This window comes from Magnetovibrio sp. (genome assembly GCF_036568125.1).
Taxonomy (GTDB): Bacteria; Pseudomonadota; Alphaproteobacteria; order Rhodospirillales; family Magnetovibrionaceae; genus Magnetovibrio.
Map to the genome: position 1 here is coordinate 128,383 of NZ_DATCTF010000012.1, position 17,449 is coordinate 145,831.

A 17,449-nucleotide genomic window follows, 5' to 3' on the forward strand; every position below is an offset into this window, starting at 1 on the left:
CGCCCATGCAAATAGATACTTCCCGCGAACGCGCGCAGATCACCGCCGTATTGGGCCCGACCAATACCGGCAAGACCCACTTGGCCATGGAGCGCATGCTCGCCCATGGCTCCGGTGTCATCGGCTTTCCGTTGCGCTTGCTGGCACGCGAGAATTATGAACGCGCCGTCAAAGCCAAGGGGGTGGGACAGGTTGCGTTGATCACCGGCGAAGAAAAGATCGTGCCCGCCAACGCGCGCTACTTTCTCACCACCGTGGAAAGCATGCCGTCCGACCAAGGCTTCGAATTCGCCGCCATCGACGAAATCCAGATGTGCGCCGACGCCGATCGCGGCCATGTGTTCACGGACCGGCTGTTGAATTATCGTGGCAGCCTGGAAACCATGTTCTTGGGTGCCGAAACCATCAAGGGTGTGATCCAAGCGCTGGTGCCCGAAGTCGAGTTCCAGACCCGCCCGCGCCTGTCGACGTTGCGTTACACCGGCTACAAGAAATTCACCCGGTTGAAACCGCGCAGCTGCATCGTCGCGTTTTCCGCCAACGACGTCTATTCGATCGCCGAGCTGATCCGCCGACAATCGGGCGGCGCGGCGATTGTCATGGGCGCGCTAAGCCCGCGCACCCGCAACGCCCAGGTCGAAATGTTCCAATCCGGCGACGTCGATTATCTGGTCGCCACCGACGCGGTCGGCATGGGCCTGAATATGGACGTCGATCACGTCGCGCTGGCCGCCACACGCAAATTCGACGGCCGTATCATGCGCGACCTGCAGCCCGCCGAACTGGCACAGATCTCCGGGCGCGCCGGACGGCACATGAACGACGGTTCCTTCGGCACCACCGGCGATGTTACCGGGCTCGGCGCCAATGCGGTCGAAGCTATCGAACAGCACAATTTCGCACCGCTGCCGTTCGTCTTTTGGCGCAATGCTCGACTGGATTTCGGTTCGATTAAAAAGCTCAAAGACTCGCTGGCCGAACGCCCCGATCACGGTGCCCTGCGCCGGGCGCGCGAAGCCGACGACGAACAGGTTCTCGACGCCCTGCTTGGCGACGAAAGCATTCAAGCCCTGGCCACCAGCACCGACGCCGTGCGCACGTTGTGGGATGTGGCGCGCATTCCCGATTTCCGCAAAATCCACACCGATGAACACCCCCAGCTGTTGGGGCGGATCTATCAGCACCTGATGAGCACCGAAGGCCGCATTCCCGATGAGTGGATTGCGGAGCGGGTCAAGCGCATCGAACGCACCGACGGTGACATCGACACCTTGATGGGACGCATCGCCGCGATCCGCACCTGGACCTTCGTCGCCCACCAAGGCGCATGGCTGCAAAGCCCGCTGCAATGGCAGGAGCGCACCCGCGCCATCGAAGACACCCTGTCTGATGCCTTGCATGAAAAACTCACCCAGCGCTTCGTCGACAAGCGCACCAGTCAACTGGTGAAAACGCTGAAAGACGACGTACCTTTGGCCACCGCGTTGCATGACGACGGCACGTTGGAAGTCGAAGGCCATCACCTGGGCAACTTGAGCGGTTTTCGCTTCGTGCCGACCGAAAGCGAAACCTCGTTGGCGGCGAAGATCCTCGACTCTGCGGCCGGCAAGGCGCTTCGCGCCAAAATCGCCGACCGCGTCGCAATGCTTGAGGCCGATGCCGACGGTGCCTTCACCTTCACCCCCGACGGCCGCGTTCATTGGCGCGGCGAGCCGGTGGCCAAGTTCGCCAAGGGTGGTGAATTGCTGCGCCCCCACATTTCGGCCTTGTCCAGCGATCTGTTGGAACACGAACAAAAAGAACGCATCGAAAAGCGCCTCAACGCGTGGGCGGGCGATCTTGTGCGCGACCGATTGGGCCTGTTGCTGGCGGCCCGCGAAGCCCCGTTGCACGGCGTGGCGCGTGGCCTGGTGTACCAATTGACCGAAAGTTTGGGCGCGTTGCCGCGTCACGAAGCGGATGAAGAAATCAAGGCGCTGTCGCGCGAGGACCGCCATGAACTGCGCCGCCTCGGCGTGCGCATCGGCCGCCACCTCATCTATATTCCGGCGTTGCTGCGTCCGGCTGCAGCGGAACTCTCGGTGCTGTTGTGGGGCGTGTTCGAAGATACCGGTCCCTTGCTGGCGCCGCCGCCCGCGGGCCGGGTGTCGCTGAAACGCGAAAAGCACGAACCCGAAGGCTGGCTGCGTGCGGCGGGGTTCCATCCCGCAGGTGCGCTGTTCGTGCGCGCCGATATGTTGGAACGCATCGCCGAGCTGGCGTGGAAGCGCCTGGAAGCCACCAAGGGCGCGTTCGAGGCCAACGAAGACTTCTTGTCGCTGGCGGGCTGTGCCGCCGGTGACTTACCGGGCATCATGGTGAGTCTCGGATTTCATGCCGACAAGGATGGCAAGTGGACGCCGAAATCGTGGCGCAACCGTCCCCAGAACAAACCAGGGCACAAAAACAAACCGCGCAAAGCCAAGCCCGTCACACCACCGGACGCCACCGCAGCTAAAGCCAAATCGAGCGAGGGCGTAGCCAAACCGGATCGCGCGCCCAAAAAACGCGCTCCTAAAGACAAAAGCCGCCGCCAAGGCGGGGCGAAACGTCCTCAGCAAAGCGCCAAGGCCCGCGAGCCGCAGTTCGATCCCGACAGCCCGTTCGCCAAACTGAAAGACCTTAAGCTGAAGTCATGACCGGCGCGGATCGCATTCGCATAGACAAGTGGCTTTGGCATGCGCGCTTTTTGAAAAGCCGTACCCTGGCCGGAAAGTTCTGTCAGGCGGGCAAGGTACGCGTCAACGAACAACTCATCACCAAGGCCCATGTGATGGTCGGCCTCGGCGACATCTTGACCTTCGCCACCGGCACGCGGGTCTGGGTGGTGAAAATCAAGGACGTGGGCACCCGGCGCGGACCGGCCCCCGAAGCGCAAGGTCTCTATGAAGACCTCAGCCCGCCGCCTCCCGCCAAAGCGGACCAACCCTTCGCCCCCGCTAAAACCGCCGAACGCGACGCCGGCGCGGGCCGCCCGACCAAGGCCGAACGACGCGCCATCGACAAACTGCGCGAACTCGATTAGCGCCTACTTCTTCCACACGAGAGCCACAAATTCACACAACAACCGTGCGTAATACTTTTGTTCTATCGCCAAACTCTCCCCCCTACCTTTGCCTTTCAAACTACACCTTAAGGCCATTGGCATTTATGTGATGAAATTGTCAGACTAGCCGGCACACACCAACAAAACCAGTCGGCGCGCTATTTACATTATTGATGCGTTGTATAACTGGCAACAACATTGCTTAGGACCCCTCCGATGTCATATTCAACAGATCAACTAACCGCCATTCGGGACTTACCGGATTTTTTGCGGACCGAACACTGCTACAACGATTTGCAGCACGCCATGCTGGTGATCTTGTTTCGCCATGGGCTACTCGCCTTGCAACAAGGCAAAGACAAAATGGCCGACCGCTATATCGATAACATTTCCCTCTACCTCTATATCCACTTCCTCAACGAAGAAGAGGGCTTGGCGTATAAGGTCACGAACAGTCTTTTAAACCGCGAGAGTCTGCAAGATCACTCCGAATTTCATGTGCGGTTCTTGGACCACTGGCGTGACAAAATCCTCATCCCATATAAAAGACAAGACATCGACATGGCAGAGACCATCAAAGAATTGTCGTCCTACTATAATTTGCTGATCAAACACATCGACGCCGTGGATATCCCCACATATGGTCAAGACAGCATTCCGGTAGAACACACCCGCAGCGAATTGGCCCGCATCGCGCAAACCAGGATGCCTATGTCACCGTTCATGGCGGGGGCTTACAGTGCCGTTCAAGCCATGGATCCCATGGTTGCAGGCGCCCTCAACAAATCCCAACTCAGCCCGTGCGCACTGAAACCACTTGAAACATTGAACTTGGTGCCGAACGTCGGCCGCATTTTGACGGGCAAAACGGGCTCCTTGCGTGATCGCTTTGCGTCAATCACCCAAGCGGATCGCAGCTCGATCTTCGGGACCGCCAATAGCGGTAGCTTGGTTTACGCCGCATAAACACCTCAAGAGATTATAGACAAAAAACCCCGGAAGTCCGGGGTTTTTTTAACGCAATTTCGTATCCAGAATCGACAAGCCGTGCGCGCACGCTTTGCCCAATCGTACCTAGCCCTGCGTATATGAATTACATCTCATGCAGCTGTAATACCTTTGCCCAATGCATTACCCCGAATGCACGTTGGTGTCCGCGTGCCGACCTCTGCACACTTAAAAAAATAAATCATCTCGTTTGGGATAAGGCGCACTTCAAGCGCTACAGACTACGCATCAGGAGGGGGCACGATGACCTATTCAACCGACGAACTCACGGCGATCCAGGATTTACCGAATTTTTTGCGCACCGAACATTGTTACAACGACATGCAGCACGCCATGTTGGTGATCTTATTTCGCCATGGACTGAAGGCGTTGCAACGCGGCCAAGACGGTATTTCGCGCAATGTCATCGACAACATTTCCCTATATCTCTACATCCACTTCCTCAACGAAGAAGAAGGCTTGGCCTATAAGGTCACCAACGGCCTTTTGCAGCGCGAGAAACTGCAGGACCATTCCGAACTGCATATCCGTTTTCTCGATTACTGGCGCGACAAAGTTCTGATGCCGTACAAGACCGAAACGGTTGAACGCGAGCAGACCATCGAAGAGTTGACCAAATTCTACAACCTCATCATCAAGCACATCGACAGCGAGGACATTCCGACGTATGGCTCGCAAAGCGTCGCCGTCGAACACACCCGCGCCGAACTGGCGCGTATCGCCCGAACCAACATGCCGATGTCGCCGTTCATGGCGGGGGCTTACAGCGCCGTCCAAGCCATGGATGCGGTGGTGGCGAAGACGCTCGACAAAGCCCGCCTCAGCCCCCGCGCGTTGGAACCGTTGGCGGCGCTGGACTTGGTGCCGAACGTCGGTCGCGTGCTAGCGGGACAAGTCGGCTCGCTACGCGACCGCTTTGCATCCGCGACGCGGGGCGACCTCAGTGCCACCAGTAACGGTGGCGTGATCTACGCTGCCTAGAGCAATCGTTACATAGCGCAATGGGAACCCCGGAAGTCCGGGGTTTCTTTTTGACCAAACCGGTCCTGTGCGATAACAATCCTCTCTCCCGCCCCCGCCGCGCCCACCTGAGGAGTTCCGCGTATGGATCTGTTACTCAACCCCGAAGCCTGGATCAGCCTATTGACGCTGGTGGCGTTGGAAGCGGTGCTGGGCATCGACAATTTGGTGTTCATCGCCATTCTCACCGACCGGGTCGACGCAGCCAAACGCGACCTGGCGCGTCGCCTGGGGATCGGCATGGCGTTGATCACGCGCCTGATGCTGCTGTTCACCCTGGCGTGGATCGCCGGCCTGACCGCGCCGCTGGTGACGATTTTGGGCGAAGAGATTTCGTGGCGCGACATCATTCTCATCGGCGGTGGACTGTTCTTGCTGACCAAGGCGACCCGTGAGATTCACCACAACATCGAAGAAGCTGGCGAAGAAACGCCGAAAACCCAGGTGTTCGACACGTTGCTCGCGGTGGTCGCGCAAATCGCGGTGATTGACCTGATCTTTTCGCTCGATAGCGTGATCACCGCCGTCGGCATGGTCAACGACCTGCGCATCATGACCGCTGCCATCGTCATTGCCGTGCTGATCATGCTGTGGGCGTCGGGGCCGTTGTCGGCGTTCGTGTCCGAACATCCGACAGTGAAAATGTTGGCGATGAGCTTCTTGCTTTTGGTCGGCATGACGCTGGTCGCCGACGGGCTTGGCCAACACATCCCCAAAGGCTATCTCTATTTCGCCATGGGCTTTTCGGTGCTGGTTGAAGCGCTGAACCTCACCGTCTCCAAACGGCGCAAGCGCGCAAAGGAAATCTCGTAATGCTCAACAGCCTCAAGAAACTGTTCGCCGTCGCCGAAACCCCACAACAGGTTAAGCAAGACAACCTGCAACGCGCCGCCGCCGCCCTGTTGGTCGAAGCCGCGGTCATGGACGGAACCTTCGGCGAGGACGAGCGCGCCGTGGTGCTGCGCTTGCTGAAAGACCGCTTCGATTTATCCGTCAGTGAAACCGAAACGTTGCTGGGCGAAGCCGAAACCGCCATTTCCGAGTCCAACGAGCTTTACACCCTGACCCGCACCATCAAGGAAAATTTCGAGCATTCTGAGCGCGTCGAACTGATCGAAATGCTCTGGGAAGTGGCCTACGCCGACGGCGAGCTACATGATTATGAATCCAATCTGGTCCGTAGGCTCTCGGGATTGTTATATGTTTCGGACCGCGACAGTGGCGAGGCGCGCAAACGTGTGCTCGAGCGATTATCCACATAACTTTTATGGTTTAATGTTGCTTGAGCGATTTGACCAAATCGCGTAAACAAAACGCCAAAGATTGCCCCCTATGCCATAGTCGGAGTTAACAATGACCTACGTCGTCGTCGAAAACTGCATCAAGTGCAAATACCAAGATTGCGTCGAAGTGTGCCCGGTGGATTGCTTTTACGAAGGCGAAAACTTCCTCGTCATCAACCCCGATGAATGCATCGACTGCGGTGTATGCGAACCCGAATGCCCGGCCGAGGCCATTCTTCCCGATACCGAGCCCAACATCGAAAAATGGCTGGATATCAACACCAAGTTCGCCGCCGAATGGCCCAACATCACCCGCAAGGGCGAAAGCCCCGCCGACGCCGACGAGTGGAACGGCAAGCCCGACAAAGAAGGTATGTTGAGCTCCAACCCCGGCAAGGGCGACTAATCCTTTCAGAACGGCGGCAGTACGGTTTCGACGGGTCCAAGGGGCCTAACCAACCGATTTGTTTCCATGCCGTTTAGCCGGCTTTTGGCCCAAAAACGCACCCCTTGCGGCGAGAACGCGCCGAAAGGGGTGTATTTTTGGTTAATTTGTGATATAGTCTTTCAAAGCTGGTCCCCGGGGCCGGCTTTCCTTTGTTTAGCTTCCGTGCACCTTGCTCCGGTGCGATTGCCGGTTTGCACAATGTCACGGCTCAAGGATTCAAAACCAAATGTTTGAGGACCAAACATAGGATTTTCAGGACGAAACGTGGCGCGAACGCCGTCCACCCCGCACAGCCAAATCTGACGCACAGTCACGACTGTGAGGCTTTACTCGTCGGTTTTCGCTGCTGTTCCGTCCACGAAGACGCAAAGTGCGCATCAAGCGCCTAAATAGCAAAAACGCGCTGAATAGCGCACGAAGTTCATAAAAACGCGCTGAATAGCGCTTCATAACGATCGATCTAGAAGGCGACAAATGGCAGATAAACTGATGTTCAACACCGGCGACTACGTGGTGTACCCGACCCACGGCGTTGGCAAAGTTCTCGGCGTGGAAAAGCAGGAAATCGGCGGACACCCGCTGAAATTGTTCGTGATCTCGTTTGAAAGCGAGCGCATGACCCTGCGCGTGCCGGTTGGCAAGGTGAGCGACGCGGGTTTGCGCAAGCTCAGCTCCAAGAAAGTCATGGACGGCGCACTGAGCACGCTCAAAGGCCGCGCGCGCGTCAAGCGCACCATGTGGAGCCGCCGCGCCCAAGAATACGAAGCTAAGATCAACTCGGGCGATCCGGTTTCCATCGCCGAAGTGGTGCGCGACCTGCACCGCCGCGCCGACCAGCCGGACCAGTCGTTCTCCGAACGCCAGATCTACGAGCAAGCAATCGAACGCTTGGCCAGCGAAGTGGCGGCGGTCGAAAAGATCGACCTGGAAAAAGCCCAGCAGAAGCTCGAAAAGCTGCTCACCGCGGCTTAAGCGAACGCCTGAAACTTTTAAAAAAGGCCGGTGCATTAGCACCGGCCTTTTTTGTCGTCCACACTCGCGTGCTTATTTCACCACCTTGACCCGCATGCCGGGGATCAAGGGATCGTCGGTGCCAATGCCGTTTAGCGCCTCGAACCATTCTTTTTTGTACTCATCCACGGCCATGGACTCGGCCAGATCGTTGAACGTCACGCCTCGGCCCACCGTGACCACGCGCAGCCGCCATGGGTGCACCGCTGCGGCTTCGGAACGCGAGATGGTGCGAAAACTGTAGGTGGTTCTGCGAAACGCTTCGCTGAGGCGCTGGAAGTCTTCGGTCCCGGCGACGAACTGAAAGCGCCAATAGTGTTCCTTGTCCTGCTCGACCACAATGCGGCGTACTTCGACGTTGCGCTTGCCGGTCCACACCGTCGCCCCGCCGGTCACGGCTTTCATGCCGTTGATGTCGAGCCATTCGACATGCGACATGTTGGCGTCGCCGCTCCATTTTTGGGTGAGATAGCGATCCATGCTGCCGGCTTCGCGCACGTCTTTGACGGGGGCATCGGCGAACTTGATGGAGTTTTCGTTTTTATCCACCGCCAGGACCAGTTCCGGCATGTTGTGGATGGAAAAACCTTCCGGAACGTCGAAGCGAAAGCGCAGTGCAGGATGTACAAAAGCAGTGCCACGCACCAGACCCTGGTCAACGTCGTCACCGAACACCATGCCGTCAATCTTGGCGAGATAACGGTCGACCTCGCGCCGCACGCCGCCCGCACCATTTTTGTCCGCCAAATCGATGGCTTGGGATATACGGTCCGCGGTGCGCGGGTGGGTGGCGAGGATGTTATGCTTTTCCGCCGCATTGGGATCGCCCGCGATCAACCCTTCGATGCGCTGATGGGCGCTGAGTTTTTCAAAAAAGCTCGCCATCGCCTGAGGGTCGTATCCGGCGCGCGACAGGTAGCGCACGCCAAGCATGTCGCTTTCCAATTCCTGTTCGCGCGAATAACTTTTCAACGCCAGTTCCGCGCCCACGGCGGCAATGTTTTCCGCGCCACCCACGCCCGCAGCCTGGGTCAGAACGCCGAGCACCTGGATGCCCAGATTGGTGGCAACGGTGGTGCTGTAGCGCTGCGCGGTATGGCGCGCGGTGACGTGGCCGATTTCATGGCTGAGCACGCCGGCCATCTCCGCCTCGTCGCTGGCCAGCGCCAACAAGCCGCGGGTAATATAGACATAACCGCCCGGCAGTGCGAAGGCGTTGACTTGGGTATCGTTCAAGACCGTAAAGGTCCACGGCAGGTCCGGCATTTCGGAATAGCTGGCCAGCTTCAAGCCGATATCGCGCACGTATTCGTTCCACGCCTTATCCGTAAAAGCGCCGCCGAATTGCTTGATCATCTTGGGATGTTCTTCAGCGCCGACCTGAAGCTCTTTTTCCGGCGACATGAACGCCGTGAAGCTCTGCTTGCCGGTTGCGGGATTGGCGGAACACGCCGCCACCACGAACAAAGCGGGCAGCAGCGCGATCAGGCGACGAACGCCAAGGGTCGGTATGTTTTTCATAGTCGAAAATATAAGCACGGATTTTGCGGCTGTCACCTCTCGGCGCGTTCAATCGAGGTCGAGGCGCTCCAACCGTTCAGGGTGATCCAATTCGATCATCGGCCCGTTTTGCGACTTGATCCAACCGCGCACCCGGATCCGTTTGCCCTTCAACGCCAGCAGGTCGATACCTGCGTCCTCAAACAGCTTTTCATTGCGCGTCTCCACCTTGACGGTGAAATCGCTGCGCCAATCGGCGCCGAAATTCAAATAGATGCGTTTTTTGACCTTGGCAACGTCGAGAACCCGGCCTTCAACGAGTTGAAACGTGCCGACGTCGTAACGCACGTTGTCGATGGTGCGCAGCGCGTAATACGGCAGCGCCCATATGCCTCGGACATCGCCGCGGGCTTGGCGTTCGAAATCCAACAGCTCCCCCCCCAAGGTGCGGTTGTCGGGAAAGGTATAGACCCGCGCCAAGCCGCGCTTGAGCATCTCGCCTTGCAGCCACATGCCGTCGTCGGCCCGTATCAAATGCGCCAACACCCGGCCATGGCGGTCTTCGGGCGTGGGGGCCAGATGCAGCGCCACCGCGCGATTTAAAATCATGTCGGACAAACCCGCCTTGGCCTCTTCCGCCAGCGGCCAAACGGGGTAGTTGGGGCGGCCCAGCGGCAGCTTCGGCGCTTGAATGCCCACCAGTCGCACCTGACGGCCGTCATCCAGCACCACCGTGTCGCCATCGACCACATCTTTGACCACGGCCTGTCCGCCATCCGTCAGCGACGACGGCCCATTCGCCCATGCCGGTGCGCAAAGCGCGAGCGCAACGACGGCGAAAAAAATCCGGGCAAATGCCATGACGGGTCCTTCTTTGATATCCAACGACATCCTATATTCCGTATAATTGCCTCGCCCGATCAAGGCGAAAGTCTCACCGCTCGGCACCAACCGTATGGAAAAACCCATGGACAGCGCCCGCGACACAGGCCTTTACCCGACGATCACACCCTACGCCAGTTCGATGCTCGATGTCGGCGACGGCCACAGCATATACTATGAACTGTCGGGCCACCCGGGCGGCATACCGGTTATTTTCGTACACGGCGGTCCCGGCGCGGGCACGGTCGCGACGCAACGGCGCTATTTCGATCCCGATAAATATTGCATCGTGTTGTTCGATCAGCGCGGCGCCGGGCGCTCGACCCCTTACGCCAGCTTGGAAAACAACACCACCGATCACTTGGTGGCCGACATGGAAAAGCTGCGCGAACACCTCGGTTTCGCCAAATGGCTGGTGGTCGGCGGTTCGTGGGGCGCGACGCTGGCTCTGGCTTACGGCACCCGCCATGCGGAACGTTGCCTGGGCTTCATTTTGCGCGGCGTGTTTCTCGGCACCAAACCCGAAGTGGATTGGTTTTTGAACGGCATGGCGGGCTTTTTCCCCGAACACCACGGCGCGTTTGCTCAGCATGTGGGCGGGTTGAGCGGCACGGCTTTGCTGGATGCCTATTGCGAGCGCCTGTTCAGTCCCGACGCCACGGTGCATCTGCCTGCCGCCCGGGCCTGGGCGCGTTATGAAAGCCTGTGTTCGACCCTGCTGCCCCACGCCGTTCCAACGGGGGGAAAGGCGTTCGACCACTACGCCCTGACCTTGGCAAGGATCGAGGCGCATTACTTCAAGCATGACCTTTTTTTGCAAGAGAATGAATTGATCAACCGGCTCGACGACGTGCGGCCTTTGCCCGCCATCATCGTGCAAGGACGCTATGACGTGATTTGCCCGATGCAAACCGCCCACACCCTGCACCTGGCTTGGCCGAATTCCGAACTTGTGGTGGTCGCCGACGCCGGTCATTCCGGGATGGAACCCGGCATTTCGCGGGCCCTGTCCCGCGCGGCCGACGCCATGGCCCACGATCTGCCCACGTTCTGATCGTGACCTAATCGCAACGTTCCCGCCGCCAACGCCAGCCGTGCGCTTAAAGCACATTGATTTCGGAGCCCTTTTCCCGTTTAATGCCTCCACCAAAGAGGAAGGGACTCGTCCGCACATGCGTTTCGTTACAGCCATCGTTTCAGGTTTGCTCGCCAGCGCCGCCATCACGGCGTTTGCACCGTCCGCGTATGCCGACGACCCGGCGTTCCTGTCCATCGGCGCGGGCACCTACGATTGGAACCGCAAAAAAGACGAAGGCGTCGAAGTGCGCGTGGAGTACCGCCACGACAAAAAGCTGTTCGATCTGGTCAAGCCGTTCGTCGCCGCAGCGGTGTCGAAAAACGATTCCACCCAGGTGTTCTTGGGCGCGGGCATCTTGATGGACATCTACCTGGGCAAACGGTTTGTCGTCACCCCCAGCTTCGCCCCCCACTATTACCATGGCGGCAATGCCAAGTTGGACCTCGACTATGCCTTGGAATTCCGCTCGCAGATCGAAGCAGCGTATCGTTTCGACGATCGCTCGCGCCTTGGCATCGCGGTTTCACACTATTCCAATGCGTCTCTTGGAAAAACCAATCCGGGTACGGAATCCGCGACCCTCTACTACTCGATCCCGGTCGATTTCTTTAATTAACCTCATAAATTCAACATTTCCAATGAGTTGAGCCTCGTACACACGAGCCGCTTGACAGATCTTTGTGCTTAAATCATATTTCAACCGTTTGGTTAAACCAATTGGTTGAAATTATGTCTTCACCATCCGCACGCCCGATGCCGTCCAACGACGACATCCTCGACATCGCCACCGCCGCTTTCGCCGAAAAGGGCTTTGAAGGCGCGCGCGTCGATGAAATCGCCAAAGCGGCCGGCGTCAACAAGGCGACGCTGTACTACCGCATTGGCGACAAGGATGCGCTTTACAGCGCCGTGCTGGAACGAATCTTCGCCGCCAAGGGCACGCGCATGCAACACATGCTGCAAACCGTCGAGGACCCGGAAGAGCGCGTGCGCACCTTTGCGCGCATCTTGGTCGATGGCGAGCACCCCGAACAGTTCAGCGCCATCATGATGCGCGAGGTCGCCAATGGCGGGCGCAACCTGCCCGACACCGTGTTACCGTTGATGGGTCGCGTGGTCGGCGCGTTGCAACAAACCTTGAAAGACGGCGTCCAGCAAGGACGCTTCAATCCGGTCGATCCGTTCTTGGTGCACATGATGTTGATGGGGGCGTGTTCGCTTTACGCCACCAACACACCGATTCGCCGACGCGTCGCCGCGATGGCGCCCCAGGGCGTGAGCCTCAATACCGAGATATCCTTAATCGACGCCGCCGACACCATCGCCGACATGCTGTTGAGCGGCATGCGCAAGACACCTGACCCGCAAGAGAGACCTGATCATGGCTGAGACGCTCAGACAACGCATCGAAACCGGTTTTGAGGCCTTTGGCCGTCTGGTTGCCCGCCGGGCATGGATCGCGCTGATCCTGAGCCTTGCGCTCGTCGGGTCACTAGCCAGTCAGCTGCCGAAAATCGTCATCGACACGGCGACCGAAAGTTTCTTGCACAAGGAAGATCCGGCGTTGTTGACCTACAACGCTTTTCGCGATCAATTCGGACGCGATGAATTGGTGATGATCGCCATCGAAGCGCCCGACGTGTTCGCCCCGGAGTTTCTCAAAAAGCTCGAAAAGCTGCACCACGAACTGCAAGACAACACCCCGCATCTGGACGACATCAACAGCCTGATCAACGCCCGCAACACGTTCGGTCACGAAGACGAATTGATCGTCGAGGACTTGTTCGAAACGTGGCCGACGGACGCGGCGGGCTATGCGGAAAAACGCACCCGGGCGCTGGCCAATCCGCTGTTTGAGAACCTGCTGCTATCCGAAGACCAAAAAATCACCACCATCGTGATCCGCACCAATGCGTTTTCGTCGCAAGGTGTAACGCAAGACGATGCGCTCGGCGGGTTCGAGGACCTCGACGCCCCAACCGGCCAACCAGCCGAACGCGTCTATCTGACCGATGAGGAAAATACCGAGCTGGTGAACGCCGTCACCCGCATTGCCAATTCTTACGACGCACCGGACTTCAAGGTCCATGTCGCGGGATCGCCGGTGATCGTCGATGTGTTGAAAAAATCCATGCAGACCAATCTCAAGCGATTCTTGTTGTTGGCCATCGGCGTGATTGCCGTGATTTTGTTGTTGATGTTTCGCCGTGTGTCCGGCGTCGTCTTGCCGTTGTTGGTCGTCATCGCTTCGGTGCTGGGCACCATGGGCTTGTTGCCCATCACCGGGCGGGCGCTGACGCTGCCGATGCAGATCATGCCGTCGTTTCTCTTGGCGGTCGGGGTGGGCGCGTCGGTGCACCTGTTGTCGGTGTTCTTTCGCCATGTGCAGCGCGGCCATGATCGCCGTGAAGGTGTGGTCCACGCGCTCGGCCATTCGGGCTTGCCCATCGTCATGACGTCGCTGACCACCGCGGCAGGTCTGGCGTCGTTCGCCGGAGCTGAAGTCGCGCCGATTGCCGACCTTGGCATTCTCGCCGCGCTGGGCATCTTGCTGTCGCTGTTCCTCACTTTGGTGATGCTGCCCGCATTGCTGATCATCTTACCGCTCAAAGCCAAGTCCAGCGACCGCGCCCACAAACGCCATGCCCGCATGGACACATTCCTGTCGTGGGTGGCGCGGGTATCCGTCAACCGCGCACCGTTGGTCGTGATCGTCACGATGATCATCTTGTCCGTCGCCGCGTTCGGCGTGGCGCAATTGCAGTTTTCCCACCAGCCGTTTACCTGGCTGCCCAAGACCGAGCCCGCGCGCGCCGCCACCGACTTCGTCGATCTGCGCATGAAAGGCGCCAGCGTGGTCGAAGTGGTGGTCGACACCAAACACGAAAACGGTCTCTATGAGCCCAAAATCATGCAAGGTCTGGAGCAGCTCAACCGCGAGATCGAAGTGCTCAAGACCGATCATTACAGCGTCGGCAAAACCCTGTCGCTGGCGGACATCCTCAAGGAATCCAACCGTGCCCTGCACGCCAACGATCCTGCCTTCTACGCCATCCCCAACGACCGCGACCTGATCGCGCAGGAATTGTTCTTGTTCGAAAATACCGGTTCGGACGACCTTGAGGATTTCGTCGACAGTCAGTTCCAAAAGGCGCGCTTCACCGCCAAGATGCCGTGGGTCGATTCCATCTATCTGCAAACGCTCGACCAAGAATTGACGCAAAAGTTCCGCACCGTGCTGGGCGATGGCGTCGACATCACCGTCACCGGCATGAACGCGCTTTTGGGCCGCACCATGGAAGCGACCATCTATTCCATGGCCAACAGCTATATCATCGCGGCGGGCGTCATCACCATCATGATGATCGCGTTCATCGGCAATGTGCGCATTGGTTTGCTGGCGATGATTCCGAACCTGACGCCGATCTTCCTCGTGCTGGGATTGATGGGCTGGCTGGGGATCAAGCTGGACCTGTTCACCATGCTGATCGGTTCCATCGCCATCGGCTTGGCGGTCGACGACACCATCCACTTCATGCACAATTATCGCCGCTACCACCATGAAACGGCGAGCGTGCACAAGGCGGTGCGCGAAACGCTGCTCAGCACCGGGCGGGCCATGTTTGTGACGACCGTGGTTCTGTCGTTGGGCTTTTTCATCTTCACCCAATCGACCATGAGCAACCTGATCAACTTCGGCTGGTTGACCGGACTGACCATCATATTGGCGCTGTTGGCGGACTTCTTCCTTGCCCCTGCGCTGATGGCGCTGTTGCACAAAGCCCACCTGTTGCCCGACGACTCTGACTATTGAACTGGAGTTCCCACACATGAAAACCGCATCCGCGCTTTTTGCCGCCCTGATCCTTTGCCTGAATACGACACCGCTTGCCGCGCAAGATTTGAGCGCGCGCGACATCATGGTCAAAGTCGATGACCGCGACGACGGCGACAACCGCATCGCCGAAATGCAGATGATCTTGACCGATAAGAACGGCGACACCCGCGTGCGCAAAATGAAGTCGTTCGATAAGGATCTGATCACCGACAAGGGCGAAGAAGACCGCCGCCGCATCATGTTCTTCTTGGAACCCGCCGACGTCAAAGACACGGGCTTTCTCACTTATGATTACGACGCGTACGAAAAAGACGACGATCAATGGCTGTTCCTGCCCGCGCTGAAAAAGACCAAGCGGATTGCGTCAACCGACAAGTCCGGCAGCTTCATGGGATCGGATTTCAATTATTCCGACATGACGCGCAGAAACCTCGACGCATATGATTTCAAAATCCTCAAAGAGGACGAGGTGCGCGGCGCCAAGACCTGGGTCATCGAAGCCAAGCCCAAAACCCGCGAAGAAATGGCACAGACCGGTTACAAAAAATCCGTGGTGTTCGTGCGTCAAGACAACTTCATCGTGGTGCGTGCTGTGCATTGGACCGACACCGGCGACAAGCTCAAGTACCTCGACGTCACCGGGTTGGAACAGATCGACGGTGTGTGGACCGTCACCGCCATGTCCATGACCACCAAGAAAAACAAAGTGACCGAACACAAAACCGACATGACGTTTTCCAACGTCCGCTACAACCAAACCCTGGACGACAATCTGTTCACCTTGCGCCGTTTGGAAAAAGGTTTGTAATCGCCCATGTATGCCCGCTTCGCCCTGCCGGTGGTTGTGAGCCTCGCCTTTGCGATGGGTGACGGCGCACGGGCGCAGGACACGCTCGACGATATTTTGGGCGGTTTTGACAATCCGCCGCCCGCTTCGCCGGCCACCCCACAAATCGATGACGCCTTGCAAGGGTTCGACGACGACGCAGCACCGCCCCCTGAAAGCACCGTCGCAGTTCAGCCGCCCTCGCCGTGGTCATTGTCGGGAAGCGTGTCGTTTTCCACTGCGTATGATTACACCCAAAACTCGCCCGCCGTCGGCGAAAGCGATAAGCGCGGCCTCAGCCGCATGCGGCCCAAAGCGACGGCCAAGTTGAAAGGCAATTTTCCCGACCGCTTCGCGGTGCCGGTGCGGGTGTTGGTCGAAGGCTCCGCCGCGCATGAATTGGTCTATACCGTGCGCGGGCGAAGCGACTACAACGACACGGTCAAAAACGCGTACGAGCACGACATCAATCTGGGCGAGGCTTACGTCAACGCCCGCCTCGGCGATGGCTGGGAGCTCACCGCCGGACGTCAAATCATCGTCTGGGGCACGTCGGAAAACCTGCGCGTCGTCGATGTGATCAATCCGCTGGATCGGCGCGAGTTGGGCATGGTCGACATCGAAGACGTGCGCCTTGCGCTGGCAATGGCACGCGTCGATTACGTCAGCGGTCCGTGGACCACGACGGCGCTGGCGATCCCGCACATCCGCTTCAATGAAACCGCGCCAGCCTACAGCGCTTACGACCCATCGAACGGCGCCCAACCGCAAAACGACCTGCCTGCGGACGAACTCGACAACGCGGAATTGGCCGTTAGTGTGCGGGGAAATTTTTCCGGCTGGGACTTGTCGCTGCATGCCGCCAACATGTATGACGACGCCGGTCACAAGGAAGCCGTAAACGGCGTCACCCGCATTCGCCATGCCCGCGTCAACATGTTCGGCGCAACCGGCGACGTGGCGCTGGGCAACTGGCTGCTCAAGGGCGAAGCGGCCCACACCTCGGGCCTGCAAACCCAAGGCGAACCGGGCAAGGATTTTCGCCGCACCGACCTGTTGCTCGGCGTCGAGTATTCCGGACTGCCGGATGGCAGCGTTAGTTTCGAAGTCGTCAACCGCCGCCTTCACGGTTGGAGCGGTGCGCTCAGCGCGGAAGGCCTGCGCAAGGACTCTCAAGAATACGCGCTGCGCTACAGCGCCGACTTCCTCCACGAACGCCTGCACGTCACCGCACTGACCACGCGCCTGTCGCCGTTGACCCGCGGCGGCGGATTTTCCCGCGCCTCTGTCGAGTACGACCTGCAAGACGCGCTGAGCGTCACCGGTGGGGTGACGCTCTATCACGACGGCACCCGCACGCCGTTCAAGGGGCTAGGCGACAACGACCGGGTGTTTTTCGAGATCAAGCAGAGCTTTTAAGGCGACGGCGCAATGGTGTTTTCCAACCGCCAAATTGTGCTATAAGCCAAG

At 58.6% G+C, this 17,449-nt stretch carries 16 protein-coding genes; 14 read left to right on the top strand and 2 right to left on the bottom strand.

All coding sequences use genetic code 11. From position 1 onward, the window contains the following. Positions 1-5: 5 nt before the first annotated feature. The 8 genes from VIN96_RS10085 to VIN96_RS10120 all read left to right on the top strand — a co-directional run bounded on the left by VIN96_RS10085 (position 6) and on the right by VIN96_RS10120 (position 7,816). Positions 6-2,678 carry a helicase-related protein gene (locus tag VIN96_RS10085; RefSeq protein WP_331895897.1) on the top strand — a complete coding sequence of 891 codons (2,673 nt, stop codon included), beginning with the start codon at positions 6-8 and terminating at the stop codon, positions 2,676-2,678. After that, a complete protein-coding gene (locus VIN96_RS10090; protein WP_331895899.1) occupies positions 2,675-3,064 on the top strand; it encodes an RNA-binding S4 domain-containing protein in 390 nt (129 codons plus the stop codon). Before VIN96_RS10085 ends, VIN96_RS10090 begins: the two co-directional genes overlap by 4 nt. 237 nt (positions 3,065-3,301) lie before the next feature. Continuing rightward, entirely contained in the window at positions 3,302-4,051 is a 750-nt protein-coding gene (locus VIN96_RS10095) for a hypothetical protein (RefSeq protein WP_331895901.1), read from the top strand. Positions 4,052-4,336: 285 nt separating this feature from the next. Continuing rightward, positions 4,337-5,074, top strand: a complete 738-nt coding sequence (locus VIN96_RS10100) for a hypothetical protein (protein WP_331895903.1) — start codon at positions 4,337-4,339, stop codon at positions 5,072-5,074. A gap of 123 nt (positions 5,075-5,197) precedes the next feature. After that, positions 5,198-5,926: a TerC family protein gene (locus tag VIN96_RS10105; protein WP_331895905.1), complete on the top strand. Its 729-nt coding sequence runs from the start codon at positions 5,198-5,200 to the stop codon at positions 5,924-5,926. Further along, positions 5,926-6,375 (top strand): TerB family tellurite resistance protein, encoded by a 450-nt coding sequence (locus VIN96_RS10110; protein ID WP_331895907.1) that lies wholly within the window; start codon positions 5,926-5,928, stop codon positions 6,373-6,375. Before VIN96_RS10105 ends, VIN96_RS10110 begins: the two co-directional genes overlap by 1 nt. Before the next feature lie 91 nt (positions 6,376-6,466). Then, positions 6,467-6,802: a ferredoxin FdxA gene (fdxA, locus tag VIN96_RS10115; RefSeq protein WP_331895909.1), complete on the top strand. Its 336-nt coding sequence runs from the start codon at positions 6,467-6,469 to the stop codon at positions 6,800-6,802. 516 nt (positions 6,803-7,318) lie between these two features. Beyond that, positions 7,319-7,816 carry a CarD family transcriptional regulator gene (locus VIN96_RS10120; protein WP_331895911.1) on the top strand — a complete coding sequence of 166 codons (498 nt, stop codon included), beginning with the start codon at positions 7,319-7,321 and terminating at the stop codon, positions 7,814-7,816. Between the two features lie 72 nt (positions 7,817-7,888). On the opposite strand, the gene VIN96_RS10125 is transcribed toward VIN96_RS10120, so the two are convergent. Beyond that, on the bottom strand, positions 7,889-9,376 hold the full coding sequence (locus tag VIN96_RS10125; RefSeq protein WP_331895913.1) for a M48 family metalloprotease: 1,488 nt from the start codon (positions 9,374-9,376) through the stop codon (positions 7,889-7,891). 48 nt (positions 9,377-9,424) lie between these two features. Next, a complete protein-coding gene (locus VIN96_RS10130) occupies positions 9,425-10,246 on the bottom strand; it encodes a thermonuclease family protein (protein WP_331895915.1) in 822 nt (273 codons plus the stop codon). Positions 10,247-10,322: 76 nt separating this feature from the next. Between VIN96_RS10130 and pip the strand changes: the two genes are divergently transcribed. From pip to VIN96_RS10160, 6 genes are all read left to right on the top strand, one after another. Beyond that, complete coding sequence (gene pip, locus VIN96_RS10135; protein ID WP_331895917.1) at positions 10,323-11,291, top strand: prolyl aminopeptidase; 969 nt, start codon at positions 10,323-10,325, stop codon at positions 11,289-11,291. Between the two features lie 118 nt (positions 11,292-11,409). Further along, positions 11,410-11,931 carry an acyloxyacyl hydrolase gene (locus VIN96_RS10140; RefSeq protein WP_331895919.1) on the top strand — a complete coding sequence of 174 codons (522 nt, stop codon included), beginning with the start codon at positions 11,410-11,412 and terminating at the stop codon, positions 11,929-11,931. Between the two features lie 113 nt (positions 11,932-12,044). Further along, positions 12,045-12,704, top strand: a complete 660-nt coding sequence (locus VIN96_RS10145) for a TetR/AcrR family transcriptional regulator (protein WP_331895921.1) — start codon at positions 12,045-12,047, stop codon at positions 12,702-12,704. Beyond that, positions 12,697-15,129 (top strand): efflux RND transporter permease subunit, encoded by a 2,433-nt coding sequence (locus tag VIN96_RS10150; RefSeq protein ID WP_331895923.1) that lies wholly within the window; start codon positions 12,697-12,699, stop codon positions 15,127-15,129. The genes VIN96_RS10145 and VIN96_RS10150 overlap by 8 nt, the downstream gene beginning before the upstream one ends. Before the next feature lie 16 nt (positions 15,130-15,145). Beyond that, entirely contained in the window at positions 15,146-15,961 is an 816-nt protein-coding gene (locus tag VIN96_RS10155) for an outer membrane lipoprotein-sorting protein (RefSeq protein WP_331895925.1), read from the top strand. A 6-nt stretch (positions 15,962-15,967) separates the two neighbouring features. Continuing rightward, positions 15,968-17,398 (top strand): DUF1302 family protein, encoded by a 1,431-nt coding sequence (locus tag VIN96_RS10160; protein ID WP_331895927.1) that lies wholly within the window; start codon positions 15,968-15,970, stop codon positions 17,396-17,398. The last annotated feature ends 51 nt before the right edge of the window (positions 17,399-17,449 follow it).